At 40.7% G+C, this 18,310-nt stretch carries 9 protein-coding genes; 5 read left to right on the forward strand and 4 right to left on the reverse strand.

Going from position 1 to position 18,310, the window contains the following annotated elements; genetic code table 11:
- Positions 1-76 precede the first annotated feature (76 nt).
- From QQK06_RS12110 to QQK06_RS12125, 4 genes are all read left to right on the forward strand, one after another.
- Positions 77-1,516, forward strand: coding sequence for a sugar porter family MFS transporter (locus tag QQK06_RS12110; protein ID WP_284244953.1), 1,440 nt, complete (start codon positions 77-79; stop codon positions 1,514-1,516).
- A 300-nt stretch (positions 1,517-1,816) separates the two neighbouring features.
- Positions 1,817-1,954 (forward strand): hypothetical protein, encoded by a 138-nt coding sequence (locus QQK06_RS12115; protein ID WP_284244954.1) that lies wholly within the window; start codon positions 1,817-1,819, stop codon positions 1,952-1,954.
- Positions 1,955-2,145: 191 nt separating this feature from the next.
- Positions 2,146-3,165 (forward strand): LacI family DNA-binding transcriptional regulator, encoded by a 1,020-nt coding sequence (locus tag QQK06_RS12120; RefSeq protein ID WP_284244955.1) that lies wholly within the window; start codon positions 2,146-2,148, stop codon positions 3,163-3,165.
- A 169-nt stretch (positions 3,166-3,334) separates the two neighbouring features.
- On the forward strand, positions 3,335-6,259 hold the full coding sequence (locus QQK06_RS12125) for a cadherin-like domain-containing protein (RefSeq protein ID WP_284244957.1): 2,925 nt from the start codon (positions 3,335-3,337) through the stop codon (positions 6,257-6,259).
- Positions 6,260-6,483: 224 nt separating this feature from the next.
- Here QQK06_RS12125 and QQK06_RS12130 read toward each other — a convergent pair whose 3' ends face one another.
- The 4 genes from QQK06_RS12130 to pulA all read right to left on the reverse strand — a co-directional run bounded on the left by QQK06_RS12130 (position 6,484) and on the right by pulA (position 14,770).
- Positions 6,484-7,974, reverse strand: a complete 1,491-nt coding sequence (locus QQK06_RS12130) for an MFS transporter (protein ID WP_284244958.1) — start codon at positions 7,972-7,974, stop codon at positions 6,484-6,486.
- Positions 7,975-8,000: 26 nt separating this feature from the next.
- On the reverse strand, positions 8,001-10,037 hold the full coding sequence (locus QQK06_RS12135; protein WP_284244959.1) for a glycoside hydrolase family 97 protein: 2,037 nt from the start codon (positions 10,035-10,037) through the stop codon (positions 8,001-8,003).
- Positions 10,038-10,130: 93 nt separating this feature from the next.
- Entirely contained in the window at positions 10,131-12,011 is a 1,881-nt protein-coding gene (locus QQK06_RS12140) for a glycoside hydrolase family 13 protein (protein ID WP_284244960.1), read from the reverse strand.
- 8 nt (positions 12,012-12,019) lie between these two features.
- Positions 12,020-14,770, reverse strand: coding sequence for a pullulanase-type alpha-1,6-glucosidase (pulA, locus tag QQK06_RS12145; RefSeq protein WP_284244962.1), 2,751 nt, complete (start codon positions 14,768-14,770; stop codon positions 12,020-12,022).
- Between the two features lie 446 nt (positions 14,771-15,216).
- Between pulA and QQK06_RS12150 the strand changes: the two genes are divergently transcribed.
- A complete protein-coding gene (locus tag QQK06_RS12150; RefSeq protein ID WP_284244963.1) occupies positions 15,217-18,057 on the forward strand; it encodes a TonB-dependent receptor in 2,841 nt (946 codons plus the stop codon).
- Positions 18,058-18,310 lie beyond the last annotated feature (253 nt).

An 18,310-nucleotide genomic window follows, 5' to 3' on the forward strand; every position in this document is an offset into this window, starting at 1 on the left:
CTAATTAAGAGCCGTTGCTGATATCGGCCTGCACAGTATTAATAACAATAAATAAAATAATAAGGGTAAAAAATAAATGAGTAGTAGTTCACCTTCTGAAGCGTTTAATAAAGCGTTTCCTGATGACCACCAACAAGAATATTCCACGTTATATGTGTTTTTTATTTCAGTGGTTGCCGCTATTGGCGGCTTTTTGTTTGGTTTTGATTCTGGGGTTATTAACGGTACGGTCAGTGCCTTAGGTAAAGCATTTAACGCTTCTGATATTTCTACCGGTTTTAATGTTGCTTCAGTATTACTTGGTTGTGCACTCGGGGCATTAGCCGCTGGACCGCTGGCGGATCGTTATGGTCGTCGCATCATTATGATCATTACTGCGTTAATTTTTGCTACTAGTGCTTGGGGATCAGGTATTGCAGAAACTTCAGCGGAATTTATCTTTTATCGTTTATTCGGTGGTTTAGGTATTGGTGCTGCGTCTGTGCTGGCACCCGCTTATATTGCTGAAGTATCACCTGCGGCGTTGAGAGGCCGTTTTGCTACTTTGCAGCAGCTAGCCATAGTACTGGGTTTATTTGCTGCGTTTTTAAGTAATTACATGATAGCGTCTAACGCAGGTAGCGCAGAAGCACTATTTCTCTTTGACATTCCGGCTTGGCGTTGGATGTTTTGGGTCGAGTTAATTCCATCGACCCTGTTTTTTATTGGGGTATTGTTTATCCCTGAGTCTCCTCGCTATTTGGTGGCTCAAGGGATGACAGATAAGGCCGCGCAAGTATTTAAACGGATATCGATGCGCGATACACAAGCACAAATTGCTGATGTTCAGCAATCGCTGCACGGAGATAAGAAGCCAAGTATTGCCGATCTCTTTATCGAGAAAACGGGTAAAATCCACCCCATTGTCTGGGTCGGGATAGCGCTGTCGGTATTCCAGCAGTTTGTTGGTATTAATGTGGTGTTTTATTATGGCGCTGAACTTTGGCAAGCCGCCGGTTTTGATGAATCTCAGTCTTTATTGATTAATGTGATGACAGGTATTACTAATATTTTATCTACTTTTATCGCGATTGCCTTAGTGGACAAAGTTGGTCGTAAGCCGTTGTTACTGGTAGGTAGTGTCGGGATGTTTGTTTGCTTGAGCAGTTTGACCTTTATTTTTGGCAATGCGGGCTTTGATGAATTAGGCAAACTAGCATTAACTGAAACTATGGGGACGGTTGCATTAGTGATGGCTAATTTATTCGTGGTATTTTTTGGCTTAAGCTGGGGACCGATTGTCTGGGTACTACTAGGGGAAATGTTTAATAACCGCATTCGTGGTGCTGCGTTAGCTGTTGCCGCCAGTGCGCAGTGGATTGCTAATTTTGCCATTACTATGAGTTTCCCGATAATGTTAGGTAGCATAGGGTTGTCAGGGGCTTATGGCTTCTATGCGATATCGGCATTGATCAGCGTGTTCTTTATCATACGCTTTGTTAAAGAGACTCGGGGTAAACGACTAGAAGAAATGTAATTCTTCTTAGCTCACTTGATATCTATCTATAACCATCTGTTGATCTAAGGTGGTTATTTTAGCGGGGTGAACTTTACAGTATAAATTTTGTGTAAAGTTCAACACGCCTCTATCCTATATATCCTCTTCTTTTATCTATACTTAGCTTAATTTAATTAATTATTATTCGTCCAATAGCTAAATTATACCCATGCAGGTATTTGAGCTAAGGGAATATTTCAGCTTATGAATGCAAATATTTAAGGAGGATTGTGGGTTTAGTTATTTGTTGTTCATTTACGGTTGTTTGTTCTAGGCCGGTTGCAATCTGATGTGATGGACGGTGTGCGCAGTTATGGTCGTGATAGCAAAGATATGCTGCACAGTACTGATGTCGCTATGTATGCAGCAAAAGCTGCTAGACCTAATGATTATAAACTTAAATCGGCGTTAAATTGATAAGCGTTAAGTACCCGTTGCCGTTTTGCCAGAGCATTTACATTGCGTTTGATAATAACACTATGAAAAATGTTGATTATTAATGTCTAGATAGTATTAAAATCGCTATATTAAGTTAATGTTTTGCGTAGCATTCTAGGGTACTATTTAACCTTAGGTTATTTATTAAGTACTAGTTAAGAGGTTTTTTCATGGCTAAAGCAACATCATTTGATATTGCCTATAAAGCGGGGGTGTCACAATCTACCGTGTCTCGTGCCTTGCGCAATAGTCCATTAGTTAATGAAGAAACCCGGTTGAAAGTGCAGCAAATAGCTCGGGAATTGAATTACAAAGTCGATAAGCACGCCAGCAGCCTGCGAACCCAGCAAAGTAATACCATTGCCTTATTGTTATTTGAAGACCCTACTAATGATGACTCGTTAATTAATCCGTTTTTTTTGTCTATGCTTGGCAGTATCACCCGCGCCTGTGCGCAAAAAGGTTATGATCTGTTAGTTTCGTTTCAACAATCAAGCAATGACTGGCATGCAGATTTTGAAGACAGTAAAAAAGCCGATGGCCTGATTTTACTTGGTTATGGCGATTTTGTTGATTATGAAGAAAAGCTGCTGCAGTTAAGCCAGCAAAACACGCACTTTATTCGCTGGGGTGCACCGGTGAAAAATGACAAGATAGTCTCGGTTGGCTGCGACAACTTTCATGGCGGTTATCAGATCACTGAGCATGTGATTAAAAATGGTCGTACTAAGTTTGCGTTTTTAGGAGATGCCTCCAGCCACTCGCCGGAATTTCTCGACCGTTATCACGGCTTCTGTCAGGCGTTAACCGATAATAAATTGTCGATAAACAGTGAGTTGCAAATTGATGCGATTTCGGTGGAAGATTCCGGTTATCAGGCAGCCTGTCAATTAATTAAAAAAGGCATCGAGTTTGATGCGATATTTGGCGCCAGCGATTTAATTGCCATTGGTGCTATGCGGGCATTGCAGGAGCATGGTATTAAAATTCCTGAACAGGTTGCAGTGGTTGGCTTTGATGATATCGCGGTTGCCAGCTTTACCATTCCGGCATTAACGACGGCAAAGCAAGACACTAAACTAGCGGGGGAGTTATTAGTCGATAATTTGATTGCGCTAATTAATGGAGAAACCCCTGAAACGACTCTGATGCCAACGACACTGATCGTGCGTAAATCCTGCGGTAACTAGCGATTTAATTCTTTGCGTATATCTAAAAAACCTCTTTATCTTTTCTATTAATACAATTATTTGCCTATAAGTGAATATTAATTGTTAATTTCTTGTAATATTCTGTAACATATGGTGCTTTAAATTTCGCCTATTTCAAAACAATAAAAACAAACGGATTTTTATCATTATGAAATTAAAACATATGGTTTCAGCTATGTTGCTGATATCACTCGTAGGTTGTGGCGGAGGTTCAGGTTCAAGCTCTGAATCAGCTACAACCAAACCTGCTTCTAATAATCCACCGGTTGCCAATAATGATGCTATTGAGGTCGGCATGAACGTATCGACGGAACTTGACGTTCTGGCAAATGATAGCGATGTCGATAGTTTTACTTTGGCTTCGGTAACAGAAGCAAGTAACGGTAGCGTGCTACAGAATGACCACAATATTATTTATACACCTACAGATGGGTTTGTCGGTAATGACAATTTTTCGTACACCATTAAAGATAGCATTGGTCAAGAAGCAACGGCCACCGTTAACTTAACTGTTTATAATATTCCACCAACCGCTGTTGATGACATTGTACAAACACAGCAAAGTAGCAATGTTGAAATTGACGTACTTGCCAATGACCTGTCTGTAGGAAAGCATCAATTAACGGTTACTAGTACTTCGGTGCCAGCACATGGCTCAGTTGAGCTTATAGAAGGCATATTAACCTATACACCGACAAGTGGTTTTGTTGGTGAAGATAGCTTTATTTACATAATAGAAGACAGTTTAGGAGATGAAGCGACGGCAAGGGTTAGCGTGAATATCGCGAATGTTATACCAACAACGAATGATGATGAAGCAAGTATTAAGCAAAACGAAAGTATCACGGTAGATGTACTTGGAAATGATAGTGACGCTCTGGGCGATGTCTTAACTATATCGGCCCTTGACGGAGTGAATCATGGTAACGCTAGCATTGAAAACAATAAAATAGTTTATAACCCAACTCCAGGCTATGCCGGTAATGAAACTATCAACTATACCGTAAATGATGGCTATGATGGGCAAAGTGAGGCAAAACTGACTATCAGCATAGATAATGTTGAACCAATAGCCAGTGACGACAGTGTTTATACTTTAAAAAATAAAAGCATAGCTATTGACGTACTCGCGAATGATAAAGATGTCATTGATGATACTTTAACTATTCAAACCGTATCAGCGGCGTTGCATGGCAATGTAACTATCGTTGATGGTAAGTTAAATTACCAACCAATCACTGATTATGTTGGTGATGATGAGTTTGAATATACTTTAGTGGATAGCCATGGTGCATCTGACTCAAGCACTGTTACTGTTAAGGTCGGTACTGCCATTAATTTACAGGGAAAAGTAGTCGGGTATCAGCAGTCAGGATTAGAAGTTGCTATTAAACTTGGAGAGCAAGAATTAACGACTACGACTGATGAGCAAGGCAACTACGCTATTGAATTACAAACAGTTGAGCCAGATAGCTTATTAATTGCTTATGTTGATAATGCAGCTGAAAATTACAACTTACGCGCTTATTTGGGGGATTTAGCTAGCCTATTAGCTGACGTTGATGAAAATGATAATTTTGTCATCCATAAGAATATTACTGATTTAACGACAGCAGAATACGAGTTAATTGATGTAATGCATGAAGGCCATGAATTAAATAACATAGCTGAGTTAATAGACGCTCAGTATGACGCGGATAGCTTTTATCTATTGCAAATGACCATAGCCGCAATGTTAGTTAATCAAGATAATGGTCTGACTTTACCTGGTGGTTTTACCACGGTTAATGAGTTTATTAAATCTACTGAGCAAATGAACCAACAAATGGCAGTGTGGCGAGAATATAATAGCGCCTTATACCATCAGGCTTATACAGATTTAGCAACTAATTCCGAATTAAGTCGTTACCCAAGTAGGTTAACTCAAGGGCATCATTTATTGGTGCCATCTACAGCGCTACGTAATACTAACAGCGGTTTGTACTACCCGATAAATATAGCGCTTTCTGAAGATGGTGGTAACTATTCCGATTCAATCGGCAATGTAAATATTTCATATGATTGGCAGCAAACAGGCAATCAGTTAAAAATTACTTTTGATAGTTCAACAAATGCTATTAGTGAGTCACAAACGCATTATTGTGCTGGTGGAGCGTGGGGTAGCTCTTATTTCACACCTAGCTCGATTGAATTAACGCAGTTATATACAACAGCGCAATATTCAGTGTATTTGCAAAAAACAGAAGCTACTGAAGCCAATCTGTACTGTGATAACGATATTCCTGTTTTTTATAAAACAGTTCGCCATTATTTTTCACGTGAGCTTCCAAAGATTAAAGGTGAATATTACCTTACGACACTACATAATAAAAAACGTGTGTTCAACGATGAATATCGCATTTCACCATCTGCCGGTCTAGTTAATTTTAATGAAAATGGTACCTTTGTTGAAATGCTCACTAATAGTGAAGAATTAACTGGCAACTGGCAGATTATAAATAATGAGCTGCTATTAACTTATCAAGATAATATTTCAGTTAGATATCAGTACATCGCAGATTTTTATGGTGTACCGCGGTTCTTGATTACACATATACAAGATGGTGTAGTCAATGGGGTCAGTAGTGCTTACCTTGTAAAAAAAGCGAATATTACGGTACCGCAGATTACGGCTGGCTATTGGTATTTTGGTGCAATTGAAAGGCCTCCTTTAGATTCATATTTATCGTATTCATTGTCCAGGGTGGATTTTCAAACTGAAAACATAGGTAATTGGCAGACGTTTCTTTCAGGTAATGAGTGGCATACACACTCTGGAGAATATGGTGTATTTACCTGGCGAATAGCCGATAACCGCATTTATCATGATTATTATAAGTTGGATGGTGCTGGAGTTAATTATTGCGATGTTAGTCAAGATAATTGTTATATTTATAATACCGATGAGTTTGAAGTGATTGCAGATATAAACGGAATATATTTTGTCAAGTTCATTTATCATTTTTTTGATGAAACCGGAGCGTTATTCGGTTCAGATAGTGGAATACATTCGTTTAAGTATGTTGCTCACTAAGCAAGGTTGAATGGTGGTTTACAAAAATGTTGGTAAGGATAGCGGAGTATTAAAGTTATTTGCTGAATACGATTAAATCCTGCGGCAGTTAATCGCTTTAATCTGATAAACAAAGCCCGACTAAGTAACACTTAGCCGGGCTTTTTTATTTGGATTTACTTTTGAGCTACTCGTGAGTATAGATTGTTGCCGGTGTGATAAGAGCAAGCATCAGCTGTTGAAAACTAAGCGGTTACTGTTTCGCGCTTTACGCCATTTGGCTCGCTGACTTTATCGTCAACAAAGTAAACTGAAAACGCCGCTAATAACATTGATGCACCAGCCATCATTAGAATGTAAATTGCCTGATTATCGAAAATTGCGGTCAGGATCCAACCGGCAAATAGTCCAGAGATTATTTGTGGCGCCGCGATAGTAAAGTTAAAAATCCCCATATAAACCCCGGTTTGTTTAACCGGAATGCTACCTGCCAAAATAGCGTAAGGCATGGCTAAAATCGCCGCCCAAGCGATTCCTACTCCTATCATTGGAATAAGCAGTGCAACAGCGCCTGTTGGCACTTCTACTTGAGTGATTAATAAGTTTACTGTCGTTAAGCTTGGATCATGTAAAAAGAAGATACTTAAATAACCTAAGCCGCCGGCAACTAACGACATTGAATAGGTCAGTTTACGGCCAAGCTTATTGGCGATTTTTGCCAGAAATACCGAGAATATCGCGGCAAACAGTGAATAGGCGGCAAAGATAATACCGACCCAGTCACCCGCAGCGCCTTTAGCGGCAGCAATATGGGCTGGAATAGTGTTGACGCTGGCTAAGTAATCCGGATCGAACCACTTAGCATCTATGCCCCAAATATGTTGGGTAATTGCCGGCATGGTATAGACCCACATAATAAATAATGCAAACCATGAAAATAATTGTACCAGTGCCAGTTGTTTCATCGTTGTGGGCATAGTCTTCATTAAGCGAAAGAAATTAGCCAGTTTCGCGAGTATTGAGCGCGGTTGTGTAACGTTATCATGGGCTGATAAACCATATTGCCCTGGTGCATACTCTTTGGTTCTGAGCACAGTCCACAGCACGGAACCAAACATTACGCTGGCACCAAGATAAAATGCCCAGATAACTGAGGGCGCAACTTCACCAGTTGGTGCAGTGTTTTCTAAGCCAATAATATTGGTTAAAACAAAAGGTAATATTGAACCACAAACCGCACCAATATTAATCAGTAGCGATTGCACCGAGTAACCGATATTGCGTTGCTCATCTGGCACCATATCTGAGACCAAGGCACGAAATGGCTGAAACGCGACATTAAAAGAGGCATCCATTAATGCCAGCATCATGGCACCAAAGAATAATGGCGTGATCACACTGGCAATGGTGGAGGAATTTGGCATTAATAACATGCCGATCGCCGCGGCTATTCCGCCCATAAGAATATAGGGATTACGTCGGCCGATGCGATTCCAAGTGCGATCGGATGCCGAACCAACAATCGGCTGTATTAGCAGCCCCATAATAGGGGCGACTAACCAGAACAAGGAAAGTGAGTGTAAGTCTGCACCTAAGTCGGACAGGATCCTGCTGGCGTTGGCATTTTGCAAAGCAAAGCCAAACTGCACCCCTAAAAAGCCAAAGCTGATGTTCCAAATTTGCCAAAAACTCAGCTTAGGTTTGCTTTGAACTGATGCCGTTGTTGATGTCGTCATTATTTAAACCTAATGTTGTTAACTGTTTAGTTAAGCGCTTTAAAACGAATTGCTGCGCCACCACTGGTTGCCAGTGGTAAATTAAGCACATCTTTTGCTGTGACTTCTTTTTGCTCGATAATCATCTCATAAGGATTATCTACCCAGTTAGCATTTTTACCATCACGATAAATTTGTGCCTGGTAACGTTTTTTACTGTCTAAGAAGTCTAATGGCAAGGTCAGCGTGCGGGCATCTTCATTGGTTAATGCACCTAAGTACCAATCATCACCATCGCGTTCTTGACGAGCGAAAGCGACATATTGACCTACTTCACCGGCAATGGCTTTACTTTCCTGCCAATCGGTTGGTACATCTAGAATAAACTGAAATGCCGGAAGATTCGCTTCATAGTTACGAGGCAGATCCGATGCCATTTGAATTGGACTGTAAAGTACTACGTATAATGCCAGTTGTTTCGCTAAGGTGGTTTGCGGACGATCGGTATCTGCACCTAAGCCTTTAAATGCCATATCAAACGTGCCTGGAGTAAAGTCCATTGGTCCTGAAAGCATGCGGGTAAAAGGTAAAATCGCCGTGTGTGATGGTGGGTTAGGCGGTGAGCCCCATGCGTTATATTCTTGTCCGCGGGCACCTTCACGGGCAATCCAGTTAGGGTAAGTTCTGCGCAGACCCGTATCTTTAATCGGTTCATGAGTGTTAATACTGATCTGGTATTTAGCTGCTAATTTTACGTTATAAAGGTATTCGTTCGACATAAACTGACCATCGTGCCATTCCATGCGGGCAATGCCATTTTCGTCAATACGTTTAATTTTTCCGCCATCAGCGACATAGCCAGTTTTTACTTGGCGTACCCCGTGTTTTTGATACAGGGCAAAGGCATCAGCCATTTGGTTGCGATAATTAGTTACGCTGCCTGAGGTTTCGTGATGACCGATTAAACGGACACCTTTTGCTAAACCGTAATCGGTGATTTCTTTGATATCAAAGTCATCATAGGCTTTAGTAAAGTTAAAGACATCGCCATTATCGTACCATTGACCATCCCAGCCGATGTTCCAACCTTCAACGAGAACGCCTTTAAAGTCATATTTTGCGGCAAAATCCATATAGCGTTTGGTTTCACTGGTGGTTGCACCGTGTTTGTCACCGCTGCCCCACGTAGTTTCTCCAACATGCATACCCCACCAGATCCCGACATACTTGCCAGGTTCTATCCAAGAGGTATCTTCAATTTTACTCGGTTCGTTAAGGTTTAAAATCAAGTCAGAGTTTAATAGTCCAACCGCATCTTTACTCACTTGTATGGTGCGCCATGGGGTAGTGAAATTAGCGTTTTTTCTCACTAAAACACCGTCATACCAAGGGGTTAGGTCTGCTTTTAAATTTCCCCCGCGCTGCTTTTGTAAGGTCATGCCGGCGTAATCCACTAATGCTGCTTCGTGAATACTTAAGTGATGACCGTTTGGTAATTTAAAGGTAAATGGTGTATGGACATGATCGACTTCGCTAAGTGGCGTAGTGTTATAAATATATTCATAACGGTTCCAGCCACGTGATGGGATCCACCAAGCCGTCACGTCTTGTGGTTGACCAACGTTGAATTCAGTTAATTCATCAGTGATTTCAATATTGCCGTCTAAGCCTTTTTGTTTTGGCACTTCATAACGAAAACCAACACCATCGTTAAATACTTTAAAACGCACACTAAAAGTGTTTGATGTCTGACGATTGGCGTTAAAGGTTACTAACAGTTCATTGTGATGATCGCGAACATTTTTACGTTCACCCCACGGAAGTTGCCAGGTGCTGTCATTAGTGCTGCGCTTGGTGTTCGCTATGGTAAAGCCTTCGCCAAGTTCGGCAGACTTTTTAAAGCGTAAGCCAAGACGGGACGCTTCGAGCGCACTGTCTTTATTAAAGCTAATGCGATAACTAGGTACTTTGTCATCGTTAATGGTGACGACAATATGCTTGTCGGGCGAGCTTACCTGAACCGTTTTAGCTGCGACTAATGGAGATAATAAGCAGGTGGTTATAACCAGCAGTGTTTTTTTCATTATATTTCCTGAGGGTTTTATCAATTTCTACAGCATAAAAGCAGCGGCATTAAAATACAGCTGCCTGCATACGTATTCAGCTTAAATAACCGTTCAACGTTTTAGTTCTAAGATCATTACACTGTGACCTTGTACGCTAATTTCCTTAGTTAAAGCATAGTCGTGCTCAGTGATAATGTTTGTCGCTTTGGTGCTTTGTCCGGTTATTGCTGGGTAATCGTTTGGATTTAACGTGATTTGTTTTTGATTCTTATTAACGATAACCATAACATTGTTGCCTGATATTGAGAGCGGTAACAATCGACCATAGACATAGAGCCCATTATTCGGTGCATAATGAACAAGCTTACCTTGATGAATGGCTGTCGCGCTTTTACGCCAGTTAAGTAATGTTTTAGTGAAGTTTAATACCTCGGTTTGTTGCGTACTGAGGTTAGTTTCGTTAAAAGCATTACTAATGTCAGTTGACCAGCCACCGGGAAAGTCACTGCGAATGATGCCGTGATCGTCGGTACCAGGGTTCGCCATCGCGATTTCTGTGCCATAGAATACCTGTGGAATGCCACGAGTGGTTAATAAAATGCTCATCGCCATTTTATAACGTGCAACGTCTTGGTTCAGCTGAGTGAAAATTCGGCTCATATCGTGATTATCAGTAAAAGTGACTAGATTACCGGGATCTGGGTAGAGAAAATCATTCGCCAACGACTGATAAAGCTGATTCAAACCGGTATTCCAGCTTTCTGCTTTTGTCAGGGCATTAACTAACGCCTGCTGCAGTGGAAAGTCCATGAGACTAGGTAAATCTGTTTGGTAACCGTCCTGGTTTATTTTACCTCGTTGCCAATAAGACACGATCGCCGGGTTAGTGGTCCATTCTTCACCGACTATGTTGATGTTAGGATATTCACGGCTAATGGCTTGGGTCCAGCGGGTAAGAAATTTTCGATCTGAATAAGAGAAGGTATCAACCCTTAATCCGGTGAGATTGGCGTATTCTATCCACCATAATGTATTTTGAATTAAGTAAGTGCTGACAAATGGATTACGCTGATTTAAATCTGGCATGCTAGGAACAAACCAACCATCTGAAAATTGAGTTTTATCATATTCAGTGGCATATGGGTCATGTAAGCTTTCTCGCTTATGATGGGTACCGGTAAATGACTGAGCTTGAAAATTAAGCCAGTCTTTCATTGGTAAGTCTTGCATCCACCAATGTTGAGAACCGATATGGTTTAACACCACGTCTTTGATTAGCCCTAGACCTTTTTGCTGCGCTTTTTCAGAAAGTTGTTGATAGAGTTCATTGGTGCCAAATCTGGCATCTATTTGGTAAAAATCTGTTGCTGAATAACCATGATAGGAATGATTTGGCTGATTATTTTCCACCATAGGATTTGGCCAAATCTGGGTAAACCCCATTGCTGCTATGTAATCTAAATGGTTGATCATACCTTGAATATCACCACCATGGCGCCCACCTTTCGCGCTACGATTTAGTCCTTCGCTCAGTGTAGGCTGGTTGTCATTACTCGGGTCACCATTAGCAAAGCGATCAGGGGTAATTAAGTAAATCACATCTTTTGGGCTAAAAGACTGATCTGCCGCTGAATGGGTATTTCGAGCATTAAAACGATATTGTGTTGATAATACTTTGTCTTTTTTATGATAAAAATCAAGCGTATAACTACCCGGTGTTAAACTGGTTGCTAATTCCAGATCAATAAACAGGTAATTGGCACTGTCTCCTGGATGAACACCGACAACTTTAATCGCTGGTGTTGTAAATTTAGGGGTTAACTGAGCAATGTTATTACCGTGGACCATGAGTTGAAGCTTATTTGATGCCATCTTGGTCCACCACGACAGTGGCTCTAAGTGTTGAATTTGATATTGCTGTGCCTGGCTTATAGCTGAGCAAGTTAGGCTGGCAGCGGTAAATAAAGAAAAGAGTGTTTTGCTTATTTTCATAGTTGACTCTACTTGGTAATAAAAATGGCAGTGCTAAGGCCGGGGACAGAAAAACTTTGTGCTTGTGCGGTACTTTGTTTAACGATCGGGTCAACACCTTGTTGTTGAATCGGATGCAATTGATAGTCTGCCGCCTTGGCAAATTCCAGTGTTTGAGTGTTTGCGCGACTGTTAAACAACACCATCAGTGACGGAGTGTTGTTATCTCCTTGGATACTCATAGCAATTAAGCCAAGTTTTTGCTGGCTGCCAGTATTGTGAAAGTGCACTTTTTCTATGATGTCATCACTATTGGTTAAACGAAATAGCGGTGAAGTCATTCTAAGTTTGATATATTGATTAAATACAGCTGAGCTAAATGCGATATCTTGTGGTGACGCTTTATCTTTACCAGCATTGTGTTGCCGTACGTCGTTAATCAGCAACCAATTTGCCTGATCTTTTTCTGCCGGTGGCAGGCCTGTTTGATAGTTATTACTTTGTTTGCTGAAATCGACTTGATTGAACCAATCGCCATAATCATAGGAATCTCGTAAGAACCCTTTCGAGCGTAATAATTCGCTGCCCATATGAATAAATGGAATACCCTGAGCAAACAGCACGTAAGATAAACTTAACAGCTGCATTCTCACTCTTTGCGCTGTCGTCAATGCGTAAGAAAAGCGATATTGGTTGCTATCCCACAAGGTTTGGTTGTCGTGTTTGGATACGTAATTGATGGTATCTGCTGGATCTAAGGCATACCCGGCAGGCTGATCGCCGTAAGGAATTTCTTTGCCTAGTCGCACACTGTCATTTGCCGTTACCAGTGGGTAATTCGCTAAATTACCGATTAAACCAAGGCGTAAGTGGTCGGCTAACTGGTAATAACGAGCCTGTGCTTCACTGTCATTTTGCAGTTCATTGGGGATAGTTGCTAAGCCGTTACCTATGCCCTGACTTTTTCTTATTTCATTACCTTGAGCGCTAAATGCTCCACCGCGAACTGCATCTCTTAATCGGTCGCTAAAGGTACCTATTTCAGTGCCGCCAAGTTCCAACTGACTGGCCTGAATAAATCGCTGGTTATTGGCCACTTCGCCAAAATTCCAGCCTTCGCCATAAAAATAATTATCAGGATCTATTGCTTGTACTGCGGCTCTGGCTTTTAACATCGCCGATTTGGGTTGATGCGCCATTAAGTCAAAACGAAAGCCGTCGATTTTATAATCTTTTGCCCATACGACTAAGGAATCTATCATCAGTTTTTCCATCATGACACGTTCGGTCGCGGTGTTATCACAGCAAGTAGATTGGGCTATTTCGCCGCTAATCGGGTCTAATCTCTGATAATAGTTTGGTACGATTTTATCCAGTACCGATGTCGGTGCTAAGCCTGCCTGATGAGTGTGGTTATAGACAACATCCATAATGACGCGAAAGCCTAAGTTATGCAGCGACTGCACCATGGTACGAAATTCTTTAATGCGATTGATACCTTCCGGGTTAAGGGCATAACTGCCTTCAGGTACGCTGTAGTGGAACGGGTCATAACCCCAGTTGTAATTATCGAGCTGTCGTAATGAAGAAACTATTGCTTGCTGCTGTTCACTGCTTGGTGGCAGATTCGTTAAGTAATTTAATAATGTTTGTTGTTGATTTTCCAACTGACAAACTAGTTTGACGGATGTTTTTTGGCAAATACTGGCTAAGCTATCGTTACTATCTACGACTTGTGTTTGATCTTCATTAACAGTACCGATATCAAACGTCGGCAATAAATGAATACTGTTAACTCCCGCTTGCTGTAAGGTTTTTAAGTGCTTGATACCGTCGCTGTTTGTTTCGTTAAAGGCAAGGTATTTTCCGCGATAATCGCTATTACTTAGTGTCGAATCGAATGCACTAAAATCACGAATATGGCTTTCATAAAAGATATTGTCTTCTGGTGCGCTAACCGGATTATCCTGTTGATTGAGCCAACCTTCTGGCATGGTAGTGCTATCATTTAAATCAACAATTTGTGAATACTCACTATTAGTTGATAGGCTTAATGAATAAGGATCTGTAGTAATAATGTTTTCCACTTGCCCGCTGGCACTGTGATAGGTTTTTAATTGATAACGATAATATTGACCCGCTAAGCTGGTTGCTCCCGATGCCTGCCAGATGCCACTCGCATTATCTTGGCTCATTACTATTTTTTGGGGAGCTAAAGGCTGTTTTCTTGCGTTATATAATAAGACGTTAACAGATATGGCAGTCGGTGCCCATAGTTTAAAAGTTACTTTATCTGGATGAATAGTCGCACCTAAATCGGTAACTTCATCAGCATCTTGAGACCCTGAGGTATATAAGGCGTCAAGCAACGTAGCGATTTGCACCCGTGTGCCAGTTTCGTTAACCGCGCCTTGTTTAGCACTGATAATAGCGAGCGGTTGTTTGATTAGTTGTTTGATTTCATCCCGGTTGATAGCGAGTGAATAGCTTTGAAATTGTGCTAGGTGTGGAAACTGTTGTTTTACCCAGCTTGGCATCTTAGTCGCGCTTAGTGGGAATGTTTTATTTGCCTCTTGGCTGTTCAAAGTATTGATTAAGCGTAGTGGTTGTTGACTAAATTGTGAGTCAACAAGCATTAGTTCAGGAGTTACCCAATGGGCGGCAGCTAAATGAATAGTGGCAGGTTTGGCAATTGTTGATGACTGAGCCGCCTTATTCTCTGTTAACTGAGCCTGGCATGCCCCAGTAAGTAGTAATAAAGCATAAAGAACGCTACGCATATTTGTTTCCCGTGATTCATTAATTGAATAATAGCTGCTTATTGCGACTTAATTTACGTGGCAATGCCAGTAATAAGAAGTCGGTTAGCTATTTTGCATACGTATTCAATTGTTTGCTAAGTCTTTCAGAATGTAACTATATATGTGGAAATTGCGCTATCTTATAGATAAGGAGTTTTATATTTTATCGGGGCTAGCGTGAAATATGACCTTTTTGCTAATAGCTAGAAAAGGCTTTGTAGTGAATACGTATGCATTGCTGGGTAAGGTTTGAATACGTATGCATAATGTATTTTTCGGTTGCCTACCTCTCTATATTAGTGTCATCCACTTGACGATGTGGATAGCACACTTACATATGAAACACATAAATAGTTATTACATCAGTTGTTGGGAACGCTGAATTATAAATCAAAATACATGGAATGTAGGGGGAGAGATCACACATGGTTAATTTTAAACCTAGCAAGTTAACACTAGCGATATTATCGACAGGATTAATGGCGGTTAGCAGTTCTTCATTTGCCTACGAAGAGCAAGCGGAAAAAGAGAAGAAACAAGCAGCAGAAGAAGTTGAAGTTATTGAGGTTAAAGGCTTTCGTGGCAGTATTGTCGAGTCAATTAACACCAAACGCTATTCATCCGAAGTTGTAGAATCAATTTCAGCCGAAGATATTGGTAAACTGCCGGATTCATCGATTGCAGAGTCGATTGCACGTTTACCTGGATTAACGGCACAACGGTTAGATGGTCGAGCGAGTCGTGTTAGTATTCGTGGTTTCGGTGAAAATGAAGGTGGTACAACTTTTAACGGTCGTGAACAAGTTTCTATCAGTGATAACCGTGGTGTTGAATTTGATTTATACCCTTCAGAAATTATGAGTGGAGTAACTGTTTACAAAACACCTAGCGCAAGCCTTGAAGCTGAAGGTATCGCTGGTATTGTTGATATGCAAACAGTTAAACCATTAGGTAAAGATGAGCGTGTTATTCAATTTAACGGTCAAATTGAGCAAACTAGCTTTGATAAACTAAACCCTGACGGCAACGATAAAGGTTTCCGTGGTACTTTTTCTTATATGGATAAGTTTGCTGACGATACTATCGGTGTTGCTTTTGCTTATTCAACCATGAGTTCTCCGAATCAAGAAAAACGCTGGAATTCATGGGGATACCCAACATTCACTTACCCTGACGGATCTGATGGTTCTATCTTAGGTGGTGCTAAGCCATTTGTTCGTTCATCAACATTAGATCGTGACTCTGCAATGTTAGTCGTAGAAGCTGCGCCTAACGATAAATTGCAGATGACATTCGATGCGCTTTATGTTGATTTTTCCGATGAGAAAATTTTACGTGGTATTGAAGTGCCATTTGCTTGGGGTCAAGGTTCTATTGCTGCTGAAACGGCAACTATTGACCCATCTACAGGTTTTGTAACCAGCGCTATTACGCAAGGTCAACGTGTGGTTGTCCGTAATGATTATGAAGAGCGTAAAGCCGAGTTAACTTCGTTAGGTTTTAACTCTGTCTATGAATTAAATGATACTTGGCAATTAGAATTTGACGCTAGTTATTCACAAGTAGACCGTGATATTTGGAGTATCGAAAGCTATTCAGGTACGGGTCGAGGTGATAGTCGAGGTGTCGCTGATAACTTGGGATATGAGTTTGATGGTGGCAATACTGGCGCAACATTTTCGCACGATTTGGATTATAGTGATTACAACTTGATTCAATTAGGTGGACCATTATCTTGGGGCTGGAGTTCTGCCCTTAATGAAAAGTATGGTGTTGTAGGCTCAACAAATGCTGACGGAGAATACGAGTACCATCCATACGAAAACCAATTACAAGATGGTTTCATTAACGCACCAAGTATTGATGATGAATTAACGGCATTAAAATTAGCCGCATCACATGATATGGATAGTGAAGTCTTTTCGTCAGTAGAGTTTGGTGTATCTTATCGTGAACGTGAAAAAACCAAAAAGTCTGAAGGTTATTTCATGACGCTTTCGTCGTTTAATTACCCAAACAATCCAGGCATGTTAATGGTACCTGAACAATACCGTGAAGGTTCAGTGAATTTAGACTTCATCGGCATGGGCAACATGATTGCCTATGACACTAATGGGTTAATTAAAGATGGCTATTATGATTTGTTAGCTGAAAGCTTAACTAACTCAAGTCATGCAACTAAGTCTTGGACCGTAAAAGAAGAAGTATTATCAGCATTTATCCAAGGTAATATTGATTCTGAAATCAATGGTATCCCAGTAACCGGTAATATTGGTGTACGTTATGTACAATCTGATCAATCTTCACAAGGTAATGCCTTTAATACCGTTGATGGTTTAGTTGTTTCTTCGCCAACAGATATCAGTCATGATTATTCACATGTCTTACCAAGCATTAACTTGTCATTTAGACTTGATGATCAACAAACGTTGCGCTTTGGTGCGGCCAAAACTATCTCGCGTGCTCGTTTAGACGAGATGAATTCATCGGTGAGCGCAACATATAACCAACAGCCAGATGAGAATGGTAATTACTGGAAAGTTGAAGGTGGCAACCCTGCTCTTGAGCCAAAAGAAGCGGTTGGCATAGATTTATCATATGAAAACTACTTCAGTGATGAAGGCTACTTCTCTGTTGCTCTTTTCCACAAAGATCTAAGTGAATGGATTTTTGATGGTACTTATGATGTTGATATGTCAGGTGTTGCTGATCCAGCAACGGGTAATGTTCCGGAAAATTCATCTGCAACTGGCCATGGTAAAGTAAACGGTGGTAGTGGTTCATTATGGGGTTATGAGATCTCAGTTGCTTTTCCATTTAAAATTATCGATGAAAGTTTAGAAGGCTTTGGTTTAATTGCCAGCCATACGTCAGTTAAATCAGATCTTGAAGACCCTGATGGTAATGATTACGAGCTACCAGGTTTATCTGACAGTATTCAGAGCTTAACTTTCTATTATGAGAGAGATGGTTTCCAAGCGCGTGCTAGTATGCGTAAACGTGGTGATTTTAAAGGCGATGTTTACGGTTTAGGTTTCTCAACGAGTCAAGTGGACATTTTAGGTGAAACTATTGTCGATGCACAAATTGGTTACGACTTCGGTGAAGCAGGTGTTGAAGGCTTAGAAGGTTTGTCTATCTTCTTACAAGCGCAAAATATTACCGAAGAGCCATTTACCTCATTACAAGGTGATAACGCACTACAAGTTCGTGATTATCAAGATTATGGTAGTACTTACTTATTAGGGTTTAGCTACAAGCTTTAATCATTAATGGTTAGGTTCTAAGTATTAAAAGCCCTTGCACTTGCAGGGGCTTTTTATATACAGGATGTATGGTATATCGAAATTGCAGGAGCACAATTTCGTGTATATACAGGATGTATGGTATATCGAAATTGCAGGAGCACAATTTCGTGTATATAGGATGTATGGTTAACCTAAGAGTGATGTTGTGCTTCAAGCTATCAAAGTAGGGCTACAATTAAGAAGTGAACGTAGGCTACAGGCTAAGTTTTGC

Origin of the sequence: Thalassotalea insulae (assembly GCF_030161395.1) — a bacterium.
GTDB classification, from domain to species: Bacteria; Pseudomonadota; Gammaproteobacteria; order Enterobacterales; family Alteromonadaceae; genus Thalassotalea_E; species Thalassotalea_E insulae.